General features: G+C 60.3%; 14 protein-coding genes and 3 tRNA genes. 3 read left to right on the forward strand and 14 right to left on the reverse strand.

All coding sequences use genetic code 11. The features are described from left to right. Positions 1–31: 31 nt before the first annotated feature. From KEM63_RS08215 to KEM63_RS08265, 11 genes are all read right to left on the reverse strand, one after another. Positions 32–907 carry a YihY/virulence factor BrkB family protein gene (locus KEM63_RS08215; RefSeq protein ID WP_223655782.1) on the reverse strand — a complete coding sequence of 292 codons (876 nt, stop codon included), beginning with the start codon at positions 905–907 and terminating at the stop codon, positions 32–34. 70 nt (positions 908–977) lie between these two features. Next, positions 978–2,018, reverse strand: coding sequence for a sodium:calcium antiporter (locus KEM63_RS08220; RefSeq protein WP_223655783.1), 1,041 nt, complete (start codon positions 2,016–2,018; stop codon positions 978–980). A gap of 69 nt (positions 2,019–2,087) precedes the next feature. After that, complete coding sequence (locus KEM63_RS08225; RefSeq protein WP_223655784.1) at positions 2,088–2,963, reverse strand: YihY/virulence factor BrkB family protein; 876 nt, start codon at positions 2,961–2,963, stop codon at positions 2,088–2,090. 34 nt (positions 2,964–2,997) lie between these two features. Beyond that, positions 2,998–3,765, reverse strand: a complete 768-nt coding sequence (locus KEM63_RS08230; protein WP_223650598.1) for a hypothetical protein — start codon at positions 3,763–3,765, stop codon at positions 2,998–3,000. Between the two features lie 231 nt (positions 3,766–3,996). After that, a tRNA-Leu gene (locus tag KEM63_RS08235) sits at positions 3,997–4,083 on the reverse strand. A 25-nt stretch (positions 4,084–4,108) separates the two neighbouring features. Further along, positions 4,109–4,182, reverse strand: a tRNA-Cys gene (locus tag KEM63_RS08240). A gap of 44 nt (positions 4,183–4,226) precedes the next feature. After that, a tRNA-Gly gene (locus KEM63_RS08245) sits at positions 4,227–4,302 on the reverse strand. Between the two features lie 62 nt (positions 4,303–4,364). Beyond that, the gene (gene pgsA / locus KEM63_RS08250; protein WP_223650600.1) at positions 4,365–4,934 is read right to left on the reverse strand and encodes a CDP-diacylglycerol--glycerol-3-phosphate 3-phosphatidyltransferase; all 570 of its coding nucleotides are present in this window, start codon (positions 4,932–4,934) and stop codon (positions 4,365–4,367) included. Between the two features lie 30 nt (positions 4,935–4,964). Then, entirely contained in the window at positions 4,965–6,791 is a 1,827-nt protein-coding gene (uvrC, locus tag KEM63_RS08255; protein WP_223650603.1) for an excinuclease ABC subunit UvrC, read from the reverse strand. Between the two features lie 2 nt (positions 6,792–6,793). Further along, positions 6,794–7,438 (reverse strand): UvrY/SirA/GacA family response regulator transcription factor, encoded by a 645-nt coding sequence (gene uvrY / locus KEM63_RS08260; RefSeq protein ID WP_223650605.1) that lies wholly within the window; start codon positions 7,436–7,438, stop codon positions 6,794–6,796. A gap of 166 nt (positions 7,439–7,604) precedes the next feature. Further along, positions 7,605–9,503, reverse strand: a complete 1,899-nt coding sequence (locus KEM63_RS08265) for an acetate--CoA ligase (protein ID WP_223650607.1) — start codon at positions 9,501–9,503, stop codon at positions 7,605–7,607. Positions 9,504–9,629: 126 nt separating this feature from the next. Here KEM63_RS08265 and KEM63_RS08270 point away from each other — a divergent pair, with 126 nt between their 5' ends. The 3 genes from KEM63_RS08270 (at position 9,630) to KEM63_RS08280 (ending at position 13,653) form a co-directional block, all read left to right on the forward strand. Next, complete coding sequence (locus tag KEM63_RS08270) at positions 9,630–11,564, forward strand: DUF294 nucleotidyltransferase-like domain-containing protein (protein WP_223650609.1); 1,935 nt, start codon at positions 9,630–9,632, stop codon at positions 11,562–11,564. Continuing rightward, positions 11,561–12,277, forward strand: coding sequence for a 3'-5' exonuclease (locus KEM63_RS08275; protein WP_423747777.1), 717 nt, complete (start codon positions 11,561–11,563; stop codon positions 12,275–12,277). Before KEM63_RS08270 ends, KEM63_RS08275 begins: the two co-directional genes overlap by 4 nt. Before the next feature lie 125 nt (positions 12,278–12,402). Then, complete coding sequence (locus KEM63_RS08280) at positions 12,403–13,653, forward strand: OmpP1/FadL family transporter (protein ID WP_223655845.1); 1,251 nt, start codon at positions 12,403–12,405, stop codon at positions 13,651–13,653. A gap of 95 nt (positions 13,654–13,748) precedes the next feature. Here KEM63_RS08280 and KEM63_RS08285 read toward each other — a convergent pair whose 3' ends face one another. The 3 genes from KEM63_RS08285 to KEM63_RS08295 all read right to left on the reverse strand — a co-directional run bounded on the left by KEM63_RS08285 (position 13,749) and on the right by KEM63_RS08295 (position 18,525). Further along, a complete protein-coding gene (locus KEM63_RS08285) occupies positions 13,749–15,518 on the reverse strand; it encodes a sodium:solute symporter family protein (protein WP_223650611.1) in 1,770 nt (589 codons plus the stop codon). Positions 15,519–15,535: 17 nt separating this feature from the next. Next, entirely contained in the window at positions 15,536–15,802 is a 267-nt protein-coding gene (locus KEM63_RS08290; protein WP_223650612.1) for a DUF4212 domain-containing protein, read from the reverse strand. A 197-nt stretch (positions 15,803–15,999) separates the two neighbouring features. After that, positions 16,000–18,525, reverse strand: coding sequence for a membrane-bound PQQ-dependent dehydrogenase, glucose/quinate/shikimate family (locus KEM63_RS08295; protein ID WP_223650614.1), 2,526 nt, complete (start codon positions 18,523–18,525; stop codon positions 16,000–16,002). Positions 18,526–18,562 lie beyond the last annotated feature (37 nt).

The raw sequence follows: 18,562 nt of genomic DNA on the forward strand, positions 1-18,562 counted from the left end.
CGTTTTTCAGGTGAGCGACGCTGACGACGACTCAGGCAGTGCTCTCCTTCTGCCCACGATTCTTGCCCTCTACCGAGGCATGCTCGATTACCGCATTCATCTCGACGCCGAGCAGCAATACAGCGGAGGAGATATAGAAATAGAACAGCAGAATGATGATCGCACCGATGCTGCCGTAGGTGGCGTCGTAGTTCCCGAAGTTGCGCACATACAGACCGAAGCCGATCGATGCTGCGATCCAGACGATCACTGCAACCGCCGCTCCCGGCGTGATGAAACGAAACTCCTGCTCCACGTCGGGCATGAAATAGTTGATCACCGCGACGATCAGCATCAGCAACAGGACGATCGCTGGCCAGCGCACCCATGTCCAGATAGTCACGAACAAGTTGCCGAAACCGATCTGATCCGCGAGCCATTGCATCACCTGCGGCCCGAGGATCATCAGCCCGGCGACAGCGAGCAGCATGATCGCAATCCCGAGCGTGTAGACAAGCGATACGATGTACAACTTCCAGACCGGACGACCCTCCTGGACGCCATAGGCCTTGTTCATCGCGTTGATCAGCGAGCGAACCCCGACCGAGGCAGTCCAGAGCGCAATCAGGACACCTATGGACATGACCCCACCGTTATCGGATTGCAGCTGATCGATGACCGGATTGACCTGGTCCATCGCCTCGCCTGGCAGTGCCATGGCCGCCTGCTCGCGGAGCCAGTCAAAGAACTGGGGAACGTGGAGAAAGCCCAGTAAGGCGATCAGGAACAGCAGAAAGGGGAACAGCGCGAACAGGCCGCGGTAGGCAAGCGCCGCTGCATAGGTAGACATGTCATCATCACCGAACGCCTTGAATGTCCGTTTCGATAGCTCAATGAACCCTACCCCGCGCGTATCGAACATGCCCATGCTGCCCTCCCGATTGAATGGTCTGCAAACTGTGACGGTACTTGTACAAAAGAGTTCGTCTCCAGATTGTTCAAGACAGATCACGAGCCAGGACAATGACCACACCGACGACGTAGATGACGATCAAGCTGACGCTTTCGAAGCCTATCTTCCCTAGCCCCTGTTTTTCCCGCCTGATCAACCCCATGAGAAGTACGGCGGTCATTGCGACAGCGAGGGACACCCATAGCAGGACCGAGTCGGAGATCGCGTGATAAATCGAGCCCTCTCGGTAGGCTACGTCGGACGCTGCCGCGAACAGCGTATCGAACGCATTGCCCCCGATGATGCCTCCCACCGCAAGCGTTAAGGCACCGCGTCGTGCTGCAGCCACCGTAGTCACCAGTTCGGGCAGCGAAGTGACGACAGAGGTGAGCAGAATGCCAACAGCGGCTTCGCCCACTTCCGTCTGCTCGGAGATGACCGTAGCGACCTGATGCAGGAGCCAGCCCGACAGTCCAAGCGTTCCTGCAAGTACCAGAAAAAGCATCCATAAAGCAGTCAGCGACGTCTTGCTGGGTTCTTCGTCGGGTAGGTCTTCGATGGTTTCAGCTGTCTGCCTGGGCTGCCACATATCGTCAGCCTGGCCGGCTCGGATAACGCGCAATCCGTAGAGGTAAGCGCCGAACAGAACGAAGGTCGCCGGATGAATCGACCAGATAGTGTAGTCAGGTGAGAAAGTACCAACGAGGATGATCGCCAGCAGACACAACAGGAGCGCGCCTTGAAGCATGTTCCCCAGCGATGCCGCCGCATGCTCCAGGTTCACTCGCCTGACACTCATGTCAGCTGCGGTGAGGAACAATGTCTGAACGGCAATACCGCCTACGGCGTTGCTCATCGCCAGCTCCGGCTGACCTCGATACGCAGCAGTGACCGACAGCACGATGCCTGAGAGTGATGTCGCCATGCCCAGCAGGACTGCGCCTGCCATCGCCTCGCCCATCCCGGTGCGGTCCGCCAGTTCATCGACCACTGCGGCGAGCTTCACCCCCGCCAGGCCAATCACCGCGGCACAGCCCGCGACAACCAGGAAACTTACGGTGAGCGTCATATCCGTAAACAGGCTCATGGGCACCGCCGGACGCAATTGTAGACGAGCTTCCCCTGCGTGCGGACGCCGCCGGGGGAGAAAGGTGAGTCATCGACCCGCAGATCGCGCGCCATCTGGCTTTCCTCCTTTTGAACAGTGCTCGATCACTGCGTTGACCTCCGCGCCGAGTAGCAGCACAAGCGAGGACACGTAGAAGTACAAGAGCAGCATGATTATGGCGCCCAGCCCGCCGTAGACGGCTCCATAGTCGGCAAAATTGCGCATGTAGAAGCTGAACCCAATGGACGCCCCTATCCACACCGGGACCGCAATCAGTGAGCCTGGTGTCACGAAGCGAAAGCGCTGCTTGACGTCCGGGGTGACGTAGTACAACAGAGCAGCGATGAAGAAGAGCATCGTGACAATGACTGGCCATCTCAACCATCCCCACACCCAGGCGATGCGTTCGCCTGGGTCCAGCTGATCGGACAACCACTGGGTCGCGTCGGGACCGAGCAGCATCAGTCCGGCGGTCAGCAACAACATGGCGGTAATCGCCAGCGTTGTGCCAACCGTGATGCCGACAATTTTCCAAAGCGGGCGACTCTCTTCCACTTCGTAAGCGTTGTTCATCGCCAGCATCAGGTCCCGCACGGCCAGCGCAGCGGTCCATAACGACACGATGACGCCCCCCACCAGCGCGCCGCCGCGGCGTGTCTTCAACTCTTCAATGACCGGATTGAGCTGCTCGACAATAGCCTCAGGCAGCACGACTTCGGCTTGCTGCCGCAGCCAGGTGAAGAATTCCGGAATGCCAAGAAAGCCCAGAATCGCGATCAGAAAGAGGAAAAACGGAAATACGGCGAATATCGTACGAAAGGCCAGCGCAGCTGCGTACGTCTGCATGCGATCACGCGCATACGCTTTGAATGTCCGCCTGGTCAGGTCGGCCCAGCCAAGCCCGTGAGTGTTGAACAACCTCATCGGAGCGGCTCTAACAGGTCAGCGTCATCCTCGCTCATTCCCCGTCGGTCTTCTGCTTGTCTGCATGCAGGATATTGCTGAGGATGTCTGCGATCGTCTGGACGTTCTCGTGGGCCAGCGTGTGATATTGCTGTTCCTGCATGAAAATGAGCAGATCCGCGTCCCCCCCTTCCCGCTTGCGGTTAAGGTTCTGCTCGAGTCGATCGAGAGCCTGGCGGGCGTCGTCGTGCTGCGCGGTGTTATATCTCCACCCATAATCGGAGCCGGCTTCGCTAAGCGCGCCAAGCAAGTCGCCCGTCGTCTCGCGTAGCTCGTCGAGCTGGTCCAGCACCTCATGTCCGACAACTACCTGCATGTTGCTGGTATCCCAACCGCCGCCGAGAACGGAAGACAGCTCGTCCAAATGATCGCCCAGAGCTCGAATCTGCCGGGTCACGGTTACAGTGTAATCGTCGTCCTCCAACCAGCTTAGCCATGACGCATCAGTCGCGTCTGCCTTCTGGTCGAGCTCATCTTCCATGTCCTGCAACGCGTTCTGCATCGCTTGCAACCTGGACTGTTGCTGCTCCCAGTTCGGTATCCCCAACCGCTCACCGCCCTCCAGTAGCGACGCGACCAGACCCGCCGTAGCGCCTCGAACGTCATCGACTGCATCAACGATAGTGTGACCCGCAATGATGGAGGTCGGCCCGGGTTCGCCGGGCTGGCCAGGTTGCTGTGCGAAAGATGCGCTGGGGGCGCCTAGCGCCAGCGTTGCAGCGAGGACCGCTGTAGGCAGAGACCACCTGGAAATGCCGCTCATTGATTACCTCCTCGGGACGTTTTGGCGAAGCCTCGAATGGCAGTGCATGAATGTTCGGCAGGCATACGCCCCAAGGGTTCCTTGGTTCGTGGAGAGGTGCTACAGGCGGATCAAGGTTCTACAGGCCAACTGGAGCCAATCCGCGGATGCGGGCGAAGCACACTGGAAGCCGCAAAAAGAGACGAGGGAAGCCCAACGAGGTGGCACTGCGAGTATGAGGAAACCAGCGGATGGTGCCCGGAGCCGGAATCGAACCGGCACGGGGTTACCCCCGAGGGATTTTAAGTCCCTTGCGTCTACCAGTTTCGCCATCCGGGCTGACAGGTACCGTAACGCTGAATAATGGAGGCCGAGGTCGGAATCGAACCGGCGTACACGGATTTGCAATCCGCTGCATGACCACTCTGCCACCCGGCCTCTAAGGGGGCTGTCAGACCGGTGACACCGGTCTGACACAATACTGGAGCGGGAAACGAGACTCGAACTCGCGACCCCGACCTTGGCAAGGTCGTGCTCTACCAACTGAGCTATTCCCGCTTTGGAACGGCGCCCATTCTATCCTGCCAAGGCGCTCTGTCAAGTCATTGATTCAGAAAAAGTTATTTGTCGCTTTTTTGAGCAGTTTCCATGCTCATGTACGGCCAGGCAGCATGTAGATAGACGTACATCGACCACAGCGTCAGCACGGCCGAGATCATCAGCAGCACATAGCCCAGGGTCACCCAGCCGGTCATGATCGGCGGATTGGCCAGCAGCACCACCAGAGCGACCATCTGGGCGGCAGTCTTGTACTTGCCCAGCCGGGAGACCGCCACCTTGCCACGCGCCCCGATCTCCGCCATCCACTCGCGCAGCGCCGAAATGACGATCTCGCGACCGATCACCACTGCCGCCGGTGCCGTCACCCAGAAATTGCCGTGACTCTGCACCAGCAGCACCAATGCCACCGCGACCATCAGTTTATCGGCTACCGGATCGAGAAACGCGCCGAAGGGCGTGCTCTGCTCCCACTTGCGTGCCAGATAGCCGTCCAGCCAGTCGGTGATGCTGGCAAACGTGAATACGATCGAGGCTGCCAGATAGCTCCAGTCATACGGCAGGTAATACAGCAGGATGAAGATAGGGATCAGCGCAACCCGCAGGAGCGTGAGTAGATTGGGAATGTTCATGTAGTCTCGACTATCGGCTTTGTAACCATTCTAGTCGCTATGCAGTACCGCATAAATCTGCTCGGCGAGTTTTTTGCTTACACCCGGCACCTTGGCGATCTCGATCACGCTGGCTCTGCACAGCTCCTGCAGCCCGCCGAAGTGCTTGAGCAGCTCGCGTCGGCGCTTGGGTCCAACGCCTTCGATGCCCTCCAGCGTCGAGGTATTGCGCGTCTTGCCCCGGCGCTGGCGGTGCCCGGTGATGGCAAAGCGGTGCGCTTCGTCGCGAATCTGCTGGATCAGGTGCAGCGCTGGCGAATGCCCCGGTAGGACCAGTTCGTTGTTCGTTTCGTTCAGATACAGGGTTTCCATCCCGGCTTTGCGCGTCACGCCCTTGGCTACCCCGACTACTGTCAGGTCATGGATCATGAGCTCGCCGAGTACTTCCAGCGCCATGCCCATCTGGCCCTTGCCACCGTCGATGAGAAGAATGTCAGGCAGCTTGCCCTCGCCCTCCTTGATCTTGTTGAAGCGTCTACTCAACGCCTGACGCATCGCCGCATAATCATCGCCTGCGGTCACGCCCTCGATGTTGTAGCGACGGTAGTCGCTCTTCAGTGGCCCCTCGGGCCCGAAGACCACGCAGGAAGCCACGGTGGCTTCACCGCTCGAGTGGCTGATATCGAAACACTCCAGCCGCGTTGGCGCCTCATCCAGGCCAAGCGCCTCCTGCAGCATGTCAAACCGGGTCTGCATGTTCTGGCGGTTGGCCAACAGTCCCGTCAGCGCCGCCTCGGCGTTGGTGACAGCCATCTGCTGCCAGCGGCTTCGGGTTCCGCGCACACGGTGACTGATGGTGACGCCAAAACCGCGGGCGACGGCGAGCGCCTCGGCGATGACCTCCAGATCTTCGTGCACGGCATTGACGATGATTTCACCTGGTAGCTCGCGCTCGGCTCCGCCCAGGTAATACTGCGGAAGAAACGCCGCGACCACCTCGCCCGGGGTGTGCTCGATGCCAATGCGCGGAAAATGGTTCTTGCTCCCCAGCACTCTCCCCTGCCTGACCATGACCACATGAACACAAGCGCCACCGGGCGAAACGGCGGCGGCAACGATATCCACGTTGCCTTGTTCGGTGTCCATGCTCTGTTGATCCTGAACCCGACGGAGAATGCCGATCTGGTCACGGACTTCGGCTGCCCGTTCGAAATCGAGATTCGCCGCGGCGCTTTCCATGGTCCGTGTCAGTTCGCCGGCCAGCGCGTTGCTCCGGCCCTCGAGAAACATGACCGAGTGGCGCACATCTTCAGCGTACTCCTGCGGATCGACCAGCCCCACGCAGGGCCCCTTGCAGCGCTTGATCTGATACTGGAGGCAGGGTCTGGTCCTGTTCCGATAGTAGCTGTCTTCGCACTGACGGACCTTGAACGCTTTTTGCAGCAGGCTCAGGCTTTCCCGGATGGCGCCCGCGCTGGGATAGGGGCCGAAGTAGCGCCCTTTGGCTTTCTTCGTGCCACGGTGCAAGCCGAGACGGGGAAAGTCGTCCTGGCTGAGAAACACGTAGGGGTAGGACTTGTCGTCCCGCAGCAGGATGTTGTACGGCGGGCGGGATGCCTTGATCAGGCTCTGTTCAAGCAGCAGGGCTTCGGTTTCGTTGCCGGTGATAGTGGTGTCTATGGCGCGGATGCGCGACACCAGTGCCTCGGTCTTGGGGCTCAATCCGGTCTTGCGGAAGTAACTGGCCAGCCGCTTCTTGAGGTTGCGGGCCTTGCCGACGTAGAGCAGTTCGCCCGCTTCGTCGAGCATGCGATACACACCGGGCTTGCTGCTTGCGGTGGAGAGAAATGCCTGGGGATCGAAAACGCTGTGATTCATGCTCAATTGGGTGCGGCGTCAACCATGCCGTGTCGCACGGCCAGCAAGGTGAGCTCTACGTCGCTGGTAATGCCCAATTTCTCGAAAATGCGATAGCGGTAGGTGTTGACGGTCTTGGGGCTCAGACACAGCTTGTCCGAAATGCTCTGGACCTTCTCGCAGCCAACGATCATCAGCGCGATCTGCATTTCGCGGTCGGACAGCGCATCGAACGGGCAATCGCTGGAGGAGTCGTAGAGTTTGGATATCAGCAGCTGCGCGACGTCGGGACTGATGTAGCGCTGACCGGCCGCCACCTTGCGAATGGCGGTGACCATTTCGTCAAGGGCTGCGCCCTTGGTCACATAGCCCGACGCGCCGGCCTGCATCAAGCGGGTCGGAAAGGGTTCTTCGTCGCAGACGGTGACGGCGATAATCTTGACGTGCTTGTCGTGCAGCGAGATCTTGCGTGTCGCTTCCAGTCCACCGATGCCGGGCATCCGGACATCCATCAGCACCACGTCTGGCTTGAGCTTGCGCACCTGGTCGAGAGCCGATTCCCCGCAATCAGCCTCGCCGACGACGGTCAGGCCCGGCACATCGCTCAACATGCGGGAGATGCCCATGCGCACCAGATCATGGTCATCAACCACGAGTACCTTGATCAAATCGGACCCCTTCGCCAATACCGAATGCTTCTTCTGCTCCCGTCGTCGCAGACGACCACAGCAGGAATATGTAAAAGCATATTCCGTTACGCAATGCAGGCCACCTTAGCAAATCGGTGCAGGTTGTGGAACGACCAACCGTAGCCGCGCGCCGGGTATCGGACGATCAGCCTGCGGCGTTGAGCCGCACTGACCGTAGCTGGGCGGCGAGCTCATCAAGGCATGCCGGGTCGTCGATCGTCGACGGTACGGCAAAGGATTCTCCGGCTGCCATCTGCCGCATGATCCGCCTGAGAATCTTGCCGGAACGCGTCTTCGGCAGCCGCCGCACCACCAATGCCCGCTGGAAGCAGGCCACTGCACCGATTTCCTGGCGTACCAGCCGAACAAGCTCCTCGCTCAGCGACGACACCTCCCCCTCGACGCCATCCTTGAGTACTACCAGCCCCACCGGCAGCTCACCCTTCAGCTCGTCAGGCACGCCTATCACTGCGCACTCGGCTACCGCCGGATGCGCGCCGAGAACCTCTTCCATTTCGCCGGTGGACAGGCGATGTCCGTCAACGTTGATGATGTCGTCGGTGCGGCCCATGACGAACAGATAGCCGTCATCATCCAGGTAGCCGGCATCGCCAGATTGATAGTAGCCAGGGAAACGTGACAGATAACCATCGTGAAAGCGTTGCGCATTACCCCAGATGCCGATCAGACATCCCGGCGGCATCGGCAGGCGCAGACAGATGTTGCCTTGCATCCCGGGCGCCAGGGGCTGACCTTCGTCGTCCAGTATCGCCACTTCGAAGCCCGGCATCGGGTGCGTAGCCGATCCCGGTCGGGTCGGCTGCAGCTCATACCCTGCAGGATTGGCTGCGATCGCCCAGCCGGTCTCGGTTTGCCACCAATGATCGATGACCGGGCGCTGGAAATAGGTGTTCAGCCACTGCCAGGTCGGCGGGTCGAGACGCTCGCCCGCCAGATACAGTCTTTCCAGCCGACTGAGATCGTATTGGCCGGCCAGATGCGCGTCGGGGTCCTCCTTGCGGATCGCGCGGAAAGCCGTGGGCGCTGCGAACAGGGCCTTGACCCGGTGCTCGGCGCAGACTCGCCAGAAACTCCCGGCATCCGGCGTGCGCACCGGCTTGCCCTCGTACAACACGGTGGTGCAACCGGCCAGCAGCGGTCCGTAAACGATATAGGAATGGCCGACCACCCAGCCAACATCCGATGCTGCCCAGAAAACGTCTCCGGGGCCGACATCGTAGACTGCTTCCATGCTGAAGCGCATTGCCACCGCATGACCGCCATGATCGCGCACCACGCCCTTGGGCTTGCCGGTCGTCCCGGAGGTATAGAGGATATACAACGGGTCGGTGGCCCGGACCGGAACCGCATCGGCCGGCTTCGCTGCGGCCATGGCGGTAGACCAGTCGAGGTCCCGTTCTGCGTGCATCTGCGCAAGGCAGCGTTGACGTTGCAGCACCACGCAATGACGTACCGGGTGGTGCGCCTTGGCGATGGCGGCATCAACCAGCGGCTTGTAGGCGATCGTGCGATCGACCTCGATGCCGCACGATGCAGTGATCAGTACGTCGGCTCCGGCATCGTCTATGCGCACGGCCAGTTCATGCGCGGCAAAGCCGCCGAACACCACGCAGTGCACGGCACCGAGGCGCGCGCAGCCCAGCATCGCGATAACCGCCTCGGGCACCATGGGCATATATACCACCACCCGGTCGCCGCGTTTCACGCCGAGGGCACGCAGCATCCCGGCACAACGGGCAACGTCGTCGGTCAGTTCGGCGTAGCTGATAGAGCGTTTGCTTCCGGTCACCGGTGAGTCGTAGATGATTGCCGTATGCGCTCCCCTGCCCGCCTCGACATGGCTGTCGAGTGCCAGATACGAGGTGTTGAGCAATCCATCGGCAAACCAGCGAAAATGCCCGTCCTCCTGCGTCAATACCTGCGTTGGCGCCGTGTGCCAATCGATTCGTTCGGCCTGTTCGGCCCAGAAATGGCCCGGCTGTCGGCAGGATTGCAGGTAATCTTCAGCGTAGGTGCGGTTCATGGGAGGCGTCTCCTTGTTATCTCCTCAGACTAGACCCTACAAAGTGAAAGGGAACTAGACTTACGTCGGATGGGAGCGTGCGGCACAGGTACGCACACTGTCGCCACTCACAATAAGGTCTTGCCCATGAGTAAAGACGACGCCTTCGCCCAGGCCGGCAAAACAGCCGTGATGCAGAACGTGCACGGTACGATGACGTTCCTGCTCAACTATCCGCCGTTCAATCAGATGGAAACGGCGCATCTGGCCTGGCTGGTGGAACACTGCCAGCTCCGCTTCTACGCGCAGGGCGATACGATCATTCGTCCGCAGGAAGGCCCGGTGCAGTACTTCTACATCGTCAAGCAGGGGCTGGTGCGTGGCGAACGGCTGCTGGCCGGGCAGGAGGAGCCGGACACTACCTTTGAAATCAGCGCAGGAGAATGTTTTCCGCTGGCCGCCTTGATCGGCGAGCGGGCTACGCGAACCGAACATCTCGCGGGCGACGACACCTTCTGCCTGCTGTTGTCGCGAAAGGACTTCGCCAGGTTGTTCGGTATGTCCCTGCCGTTCCGCGACTTCGCCCTGCGCGGGGTCAGCAGCCTGCTTGATCAGGTCAATCAGCAGGCTCAGGCGCAGGCTGCCGAAACGCTGGGCGCGCAGTATTCGCTCGATACCCGCCTCGCTGAACTGGCCGTCCGCAACCCCGTTACGTGCATGCCCTATACCTCGGTGCGCCAGGCGGTGCGGGAGATGAACGAAGCGAGTGTCGGAAGTATTGTTATCGTTGACTCAGAGCAGCGGCCTCAGGGGATATTTACGCTGCGAGACCTGCGGGGCGTCATTGCCGATGATGCCATCGATCTCGACGGCGCGGTCGACTCGGTCATGACCCCGAAGCCCTTCCACCTGCCCCCGTCCGCCTCGGCCTTCGATGCCGCCATCGCCATGACCAGCCGGCACATTGCGCACATTTGCGTGGTGGAGCAGGAGCGGCTGGTCGGGGTCGTCTCGGAGCGTGATCTGTTTTCCCTGCAACGCGTGGACCTGGTCCATCTGGCACGTACGGTCCGCCAGGCCGGACAGGTCAGCACGCTCGCGGCCCTGCGTACAGACATTCGTCGTCTGGTCGACAGCATGCTGGCCCACGGCGCCTCCACTGCGCAGATCACGCACATCATCACGCTCTTGAACGATCACACGGTCTGCCGGGTCATCGAACTGTGTCTCGAAGAATCAGGCGATCCGGGCATACCCTTTACCTGGTTGTGCTTCGGTAGCGAAGGACGCAGGGAGCAGACATTGCATACCGATCAGGACAACGGAATTCTGTTCGAAGCACAATCGCCGGAGCAGGCAGAGGCATACCGAGCACGGCTGTTGCCCTTGGCGCAACGTATCAACCAGGCGCTGGCCGAGTGCGGATTCACGCTGTGCAAGGGCAACATCATGGCGGGCAATCCCAAGCTGTGTCTGTCGGTGGCGGAGTGGCAGCAGCGCTTCGAGCAGTTTGTCCGCACCACCACGCCTGCGAACCTGCTCAACTCGTCGATCTTCTTCGATTTTCGCGTGATCTGGGGGGACTCGGGTGCTGCCGAAAGCATGTTCGGACGAATACTCGACCAGACCAGAAGCAACTCCTTGTTCCAGCGCATGCTGGCTCAGACCGCCCTCACCCATCGCCCGCCCATTGGCCGATTCCGTGATTTCGTCGTGGCCCGCAGCGGTGCCGAAAAGGATACCCTTGATCTCAAGACCCAGGGACTAACGCCTTTCGTCGATGGTGCGCGCGTTCTGGCTCTGGCCAACGGCATCGCCGAATGCAACACGCTTGAGCGGTTGCGGCGGCTACGCGCAGCGGGAATCATCGAGCCACTCGATGCCGATGCCTATGAAGAGGCCTACCATTTCATTCAACTGATCCGCATGCAGCAGCATCAGTTGCAGGACCGGGACAATGCCCCCTTCAGTAACCGCATAGATCCGGACACCCTGAACCACCTGGACCGTCGCATCCTGCGCGAATCGTTTCGACAGGCCCGTCGACTGCAGGCCAGTCTGGCCTTGAGGTATCAGTTGTGAGTCCGCTTTCGTGGATGTCGGGCTTTCGCTCCGGCAAGCTCAGCGATGCCCAGCGGCTGCGTCGCGACGAGTTGCCCGCTCCGCAACCGCTGGACGAGACGCCGCTGGACGACCTGCGCCTGGTTGTAGTCGATCTGGAGACCAGTGGACTCAATACCCAGCGCGATCAGGTGCTGTCGATCGGCGCCGTGGTAATAGAGGACGGCGCGATTGACCTTGGCAGTCAATACGAATGTACGCTGTACCGGGCCGATCAGCGGGTCACCGAATCGATCCTGATTCACGGTATTGCGCCGAGCGAGCTGGCACGCGGCACCGCTCCGCAGGATGCCCTGCTGGACTTCATGGAGTTCGCCGATCACTGTATTTTCCTGGCTTTTCATGCGCCGTTCGACCAGCGCATGCTTGCGCGAAGCCTGCGGCAGGAGCTCGGAGTACGCTTGCAGCACCACTTCATCGATGTGGCCGAACTCGCGCCGATGCTGTGCCCTGAAGCGGAGGTCGGCCGCGGGGGGCTTGATGATTGGCTGGGATATTTCAGACTGAACAACAGCCAGCGTCACCACGCAGCAGCCGATGCACTGGCGACTGCCGAGATCGGGCTTATTCTGCTTAGCCGCGCTCGCATCCAGGGCATTTTCACGCTGGCGGACATGTCCACCCGCCTGTCCGATTGGCGCAAGATTCAGCGCAGCCGATCCAATACCCTCTAGGTCGTTCTGCCCGCTGGTCCAGCGGTTGCGCCGGGTCACGTTTGTCGACTTTCACACGGCGCCGCTGGCCTGCCTTCGAACAATTTGCTACCGTCCGCGCCCTCGACAATGTGGAGCTCCGGATGATTCGACGTATGTGGTTCAAGACAACGCTCGCTGCCGCTATTGCGGCGGTCTCTTCCCCTGTTATCGCCAATGGCCTGGCCATCAACGAACAGAGCGCGAGCAGCATGGGTACAGGATTTGCGGGGCGGTCCTCGGCCGTGCTCGATGCCAGTACCGTCTATGGGAACCCGGCCGGTATGTCTCGCCTCGATCGGACGGAAATCAGCGGTGGTCTGGCGCTGATCGACGCCAGTACCGACATTCGCGACGCCCGCGGCGCGCTGCCAGGCAGCAATGACGGTGACATGGTTCCCTTCACTCCCGTGCCGTTTGGCTATTTCGTCACGCCGCTCAATGACCGTTGGCATGCCGGATTTGGCGTTTATGTGCCGTTCGGGGTAATCAGCGATTACGAGAACGCATCCCAGGGTCGTTACTACGGTGAGTACAGTTCCGTGCGTGTGGTCACCTTCCAGCCCACTCTCAGCTACAGGATCAATGACCGGGTCAGCGTAGGCTTCGGACCGACGATCAACCGCATCGATGGCAAGTTGACCCGCGCGGTTGCGTTCGTCCCGCCGACCACCCCGGTGGCGTTACCGGACGGACGTGTCAGCATCCTTGGCGACGACATCGGGTATGGATTCAACGCCGGTGTGCTGGTCGACCTTAATGAAGATCTGAGTTGGGGCCTGACCTATCGGTCCAAGGTGGATTACACCCTCGAAGGCCGTACCAAGGCATCGGGCTTCCCCGGGCCACTCGCCGCCGCCAACGGCCAGTATGATGCGCAGCTCGACTTCACTTCGCCGGAATCTGTCGACACGTCGCTGACCTACAAACTCGATGACTACTGGACACTCTACGGTGGTCTGACCTGGACTCGCTGGAGCCGTCTGCAGGAAATCGTGGTGGAGAACGAGGCCGCTCCAGCGAACCTTGCGAGAATCCAGGAAGAGCAGAACTGGTCGGATACCTGGTCGTTCGCAGTTGGCGCGTCCTATCAGCTCAATCCGAGCTGGGTGCTGCGCAGCGGTTTTGCCTGGGATCGCTCGCCGACCACCGACGCGGACCGTACCGTGCGCATTCCCGTGGGTAATCGCAAGGTTCTTTCTCTGGGTGCAGGCTGGCGTCTGAGCGACGACATCACCATCGATGCAGCGTATGCCTATCTTCACGAGGATGCGGCCGAGGTCAACGAGCCAGCCTATCAGGCCGAATACCGTAACAGCGCTCATGGAGTGTCGACGCAGCTGACCTACCGCTTCTGACGCAGCCGATCGCACATCGCCCCTCGCGGATGATGTGACGCGCACAAAAAAACGCCCCGATCAGATCGGGGCGTTTTCGTTACAGCGGGTAAGGCTCAGTGGTCGACGGCAGCGCCGGCACCGCGCGGGACACGAATGTCCTCGATCAGGTGCTGGATGCGCTCCGGCGGAGCCTTGGTGAAGCTGGCTACTGCCACGGCAGCGATGAAGTTGAAGATCATGCCCAGGGTGCCGATGCCTTCCGGCGACACGCCCAGCCACCAATGTTCAGCGTTGTCCATTTCCGGGCTGATGAACTTGAAGAACACGATGTAGCAGAAAGTGAAGGTCAGGCCCACGATCATGCCGGCGATGGCGCCTTCCTTGTTCATCTTCTTGGAGAAGATCCCCATGACGATGACCGGGAAGAACGATGCCGCAGCGAGACCGAAGGCAAAGGCCACCACCTGAGCCACGAACGCTGGCGGATAGATACCGAAAATGCCCGCGATCACGATAGCCACCCCCGCCGCTATACGTGCTGCAAGCAACTCCTGCTTCTCGCTGATGTTCGGCATCATGTTGCTCTTGAGCAGGTCATGCGACACCGAGGTTGAAATCACCAGCAACAGACCTGCCGCAGTAGACAGCGCCGCAGCCAGACCGCCCGCTGCGATCAATGCCACTACCCAGCCGGGTAGCTCAGCGATCTCCGGATTAGCCAGAACCATGATGTCGCGGTCGACGTACAGTTCGTTGGCATTGTCCGTAGGCGCGTTGGTCACAGCGCGCTGGCCATACTCGCCTGGCTCACCGGCAAAGTTGGGTGCGCCTGCGAACGGTGCACCAGGCCCGTACTGCACGATCCCGTCGTCGTTCTTGTCCAGCCAGGCAATCAGGCCTGCAGTCTCCCAGGTAGAAAACCAGTCCGGAATCTCCTGATATGCAGTATTGGGAACACTGGTCAGCAGGTTGGTGCGTGCAAACGCGGCTACAGCAGGAGCGGTAGTGTACAGAATCGCGATGAAGAGTAGCGCGTAACCTGCTGATTTACGGGCGTCGCGCACTGTCGGAGTGGTGAAGAAGCGAACGATTACGTGGGGCAAGCCGGCGGTACCGACCATCAACGCCATGGTGATGAAGAACACGTCGATGGTCGACTTGCTGCCATCGGTGTACTCGCTGAAGCCAAGCTCTGCCCCCAGTCCGTTCAGTCGCTCCAGCACCGACGTGTCGGTTCCTACCACATTGCTACCGAAGCCCAGCTGCGGGATGGGGTTGCCTGTGATCATCAGCGAGATGTAAATCGCCGGGACCATATAGGCGAAGATCATCACGCAGTACTGCGCCACCTGCGTGTAGGTAATGCCCTTCATACCGCCTAGCACGGCGTAGAAGAAGACAATCGCCATACCGATGAGCACGCCGAGGTTGATGTCCACTTCCAGATAGCGGGAGAACACGATGCCGACACCGCGCATCTGACCTGCTACATAGGTAAAGGACACGAAGATCACACAGATGACCGCAACCACCCGTGCAGTCTGCGAGTAGTACCGCTCTCCGACGAATTCCGGCACGGTGAACTTGCCGAACTTGCGCAGGTACGGCGCCAGACACATGGCCAGAAGCACATAGCCACCGGTCCAGCCCATCAGATACACACTGCCATCGTACCCGGTGAACGAGATGATGCCGGCCATGGAGATGAAAGAAGCCGCTGACATCCAGTCAGCGCCGGTAGCCATACCGTTGGCGACTGGATGTACACCCTTGCTGGCTACGTAGTATTCACTGGTGCTACCGGCTCGCGACCAGATGGCGATCCCGATGTACAGCGCAAACGTCGCGCCGACCACCAGGTAGATAAGGGTTTGGGTATCCATTGCAGAGCTCCTTTTTATTATTCTTCGTGGAAGTCGTATTTACGATCCAGGGTATTCATCTTCACAACGTAAACGAAGATGAGCACCACGAAGGTGTAAATGGAGCCCTGCTGAGCGAACCAGAATCCCAGCGGGAAGCCAAAGAACTGGATGTTATCAAGCAGGTCGACGAACAGTATTCCGGCGCCGAAAGATACCGCGAACCAGATGATCAGCAAGATCAGCATGAGCCGCAGGTTTTCCTTCCAGTAGCCGCGCGCTGCGTCTTCTTTAGATAAGGACATAACCATCTCCGATTGTTGTTTTTATCGCATGTTCACGTTAGCACCGGGATGGTCGATACGAGACTAAGACTTTCGTCTGAAGAATGGAGGCCAACTCTCATGAACTACATTACGTACAGATCGTAACGCCATGATAGATATGGTTTGATGATAAAAAGAGGCTTCGGCCGCGTCCGTGCGACCAAGGTCTGAGAGCGCTACTGCGGCAGCGCGTAGCCGATGATGTAGTCGCCTGCGGCGGTGCCGGTCGATCCGTGGCCGCCAGCGACAACTACCAGATACTGTCGACCGTCCTCACCTCGATAAGTAGCAGGCGTTGCCTGGCCGCCGGCTGGCAGTCGGGACTTCCAGCGCTCTTCCCCCGTGGCGAGGTCGTATCCACGCACGTAGTAATCGAGCGTGCCGCTGAGGAATGCAACACCACCCCCGGTCACGATCGGGCCACCGATGCCCGGCACTCCCATCTCGAAGGGCAGCGGAACAGGCGCAAGGTCACGTACCGTACCGTTGACGTGCTGATACACAGTCTCCCCCGTTGCGAGGTCCACCGCCGCGATATAGCCCCACGGCGGCTGGTGGCAGGGCAAGCCGATTGGCGAGGTAAACGCGCCCAGTTTCATCGCATAGGGCGCGCCAAAGTTCTCGTTGATGACCGGTTCACCTTCTCCGGTCACGACGCGTTCCACGGCATCAGGTCTGCGCTCGAACTGCGAGGTGAATGCAAGATATACGGGCATGGCGAACGCGATCTGGCGATGCGGATCGACCGCGAGCGACCCCCAGTTGAAGGTTCCGAAGTTGCCGGGATAGACCAGCGTGCCGTTTTCCGAAGGCGGCGTGAAAATGCCTTCGTAATTCAGTTCGCGAAAACTGATGCGGCACATCAACTGATCGAGCAAGGTGGCGCCCCACATGTCTTTCTCTTGCAGCGGCTCAGGCCGGAAGGATACCGCCGAAGCTGGCTGGGTGGGAGCCGTCCAGTCGCCCTCCACCGCGCCCGCAGGTGCCGGGCGCTCCTCTACGGCGTAAACCGGTTCGCCTGTCTCCCGGTTGAGCACGAATATATCGCCCTGCTTGGTCGGAATCACGAGCGCCGGCACGCGCTGGCCGTTGAGCGTCAGATCGACAAGCGACGGCTGGGCCGGCATGTCGTAGTCCCAGAGGTCATGATGTACGCCCTGGAATTCCCAGGCGACCTCACCGGTATCGGCATCGAGTGCCAGCACCGTGTTGGCGAAGCGTTCCTGATTCTCGGTGCGATTGGCTCCATATTGATCTGGCGAAGGTACGCCCATCGGCAGATAGACCATGCGCAGATCCGGGTCGTAACTGGAAATGCTCCAGCTGTTCGGAGAGTTGGGCGTGTAGGTTTCACCTTCAGCGATAGGGTCTGTCGACTCGGGGTTACCGGCATCGAAATTCCAGACAAGCTCGCCGGTATTGACGTCGTAGGCGCGGATCACGCCCGACGGCGAGGTGACAGACACGTTGTCGTTGATCGCGCCGCCGATGATCACAACCCGGTCGGTCACTACCGGCGGAGACGTCGAATAGACCGAACCCGGCGTGATGTTAGGCATGTTAGCCCATAGGTTCACCGTACCGTCTTCGCCTCCAAAGCCCGGGCAGATCTCCCCGGTCTCGGCGCTAAGCGAAATCAGCCGGCCGTCTGGCGTCGAATAGTACAGTCGACGGGTGCACTGCGGCAGTGTCGCAATGGGCGACTGGGCGGGCTCGCGTGCGACCTGTGGGTTGGGTTCGTCGCGCTGCGCCTGCCCGGCTGCAACGTTCTGCGGCACACCCGCCGCATCGCTGGTGACGCTCTCGGCGCTCTGCTGGATACGTTCCTCCGGATCCAACGCAGGCGCAGTGCTGGTGTCGGACTCGGAAGCGGCGGTTCCGTCGTAATACGAGACCCCACGGCAGCTCATGTGCTGGGTGGTCTCCCTCGGCGGTTTGCGCAGCTGAGGATCGAATTTCCAGAGCTCTTCGCCACTGCCGGCATCCAGCGCAATGACGGTGCCGAACGGGGTGCACACGTAAAGGCGGTTTTCCACGATCAGCGGCGTCGCTTCGTATGTGGTTTCAACCGGATCATCCTCCGGGTCACGCACCTCTCCGGTCTGATAGCGCCAGACTTCCTCCAGCTCATCAACGTTCTCGGCGGTAATCTGATCGAGAGGCGAATAGCGCTGCCCTGCCGATGTTCGGCCGTACGCATGCCATTCACCATCGGGGACGTCGTCAGCCACTTGCGCTCCCGGCTGGGCATTCATCCGTTCGTTGGAGAACCGACCTTCACGATCATGCGGATTCTGCAGCAGCGCATAGGCGCCGACCACCAGCGACGCAACCACCGACGCCCCCAGGATGGCAGAATGTTTTCCATAGCCCGCTCGCGCGTTGCCGTGATCGAGATCGCGGACCAACGGTGGCAGAAGCAGCAGTACACCCAGGAGAATCAGCAAGCCCCCTCGCGGCGCCAGTGCCCACCAGTCAGCACCGACCTCCCACAGGGACCAGATCAGGGTAATCAGGATAGCGGCCGCAAAGACCGACAGCGCGATGGGACGATGGCCCAGCAGCAACAGCGCCGAAGCCAGCACAACCAGTCCGAGCAGGACGAAGAACCAGGAGCCTCCCAGCCAACCGAGCCAGCCCCCGCCGATGATCAGTGCCCCGCCCAGCAGTAGCACGAGGAACGCGAGAATAATCCGGTACATGAGCCCAACCTCTGCCATGCACGCGCCAAAGTGGGAC

It is taken from the genome of Halopseudomonas nanhaiensis (genome assembly GCF_020025155.1).
Lineage (GTDB): Bacteria > Pseudomonadota > Gammaproteobacteria > Pseudomonadales > Pseudomonadaceae > Halopseudomonas > Halopseudomonas nanhaiensis.

Bases quoted from the DNA above. Each gene is read 5' to 3' on its own strand.
- KEM63_RS08215 (WP_223655782.1), bottom strand. From the start codon at position 907: ATGGGCATGTTCGATACGCGCGGGGTAGGGTTCATTGAGCTATCGAAA.
- KEM63_RS08220 (WP_223655783.1), bottom strand. From the start codon at position 2,018: ATGAGCCTGTTTACGGATATGACGCTCACCGTAAGTTTCCTGGTTGTC.
- KEM63_RS08225 (WP_223655784.1), bottom strand. From the start codon at position 2,963: ATGAGGTTGTTCAACACTCACGGGCTTGGCTGGGCCGACCTGACCAGG.
- KEM63_RS08230 (WP_223650598.1), bottom strand. From the start codon at position 3,765: ATGAGCGGCATTTCCAGGTGGTCTCTGCCTACAGCGGTCCTCGCTGCA.
- pgsA (WP_223650600.1), bottom strand. From the start codon at position 4,934: ATGAACATTCCCAATCTACTCACGCTCCTGCGGGTTGCGCTGATCCCT.
- uvrC (WP_223650603.1), bottom strand. From the start codon at position 6,791: ATGAATCACAGCGTTTTCGATCCCCAGGCATTTCTCTCCACCGCAAGC.
- KEM63_RS08265 (WP_223650607.1), bottom strand. From the start codon at position 9,503: ATGAACCGCACCTACGCTGAAGATTACCTGCAATCCTGCCGACAGCCG.
- KEM63_RS08270 (WP_223650609.1), top strand. From the start codon at position 9,630: ATGAGTAAAGACGACGCCTTCGCCCAGGCCGGCAAAACAGCCGTGATG.
- KEM63_RS08285 (WP_223650611.1), bottom strand. From the start codon at position 15,518: ATGGATACCCAAACCCTTATCTACCTGGTGGTCGGCGCGACGTTTGCG.
- KEM63_RS08290 (WP_223650612.1), bottom strand. From the start codon at position 15,802: ATGTCCTTATCTAAAGAAGACGCAGCGCGCGGCTACTGGAAGGAAAAC.
- KEM63_RS08295 (WP_223650614.1), bottom strand. From the start codon at position 18,525: ATGTACCGGATTATTCTCGCGTTCCTCGTGCTACTGCTGGGCGGGGCA.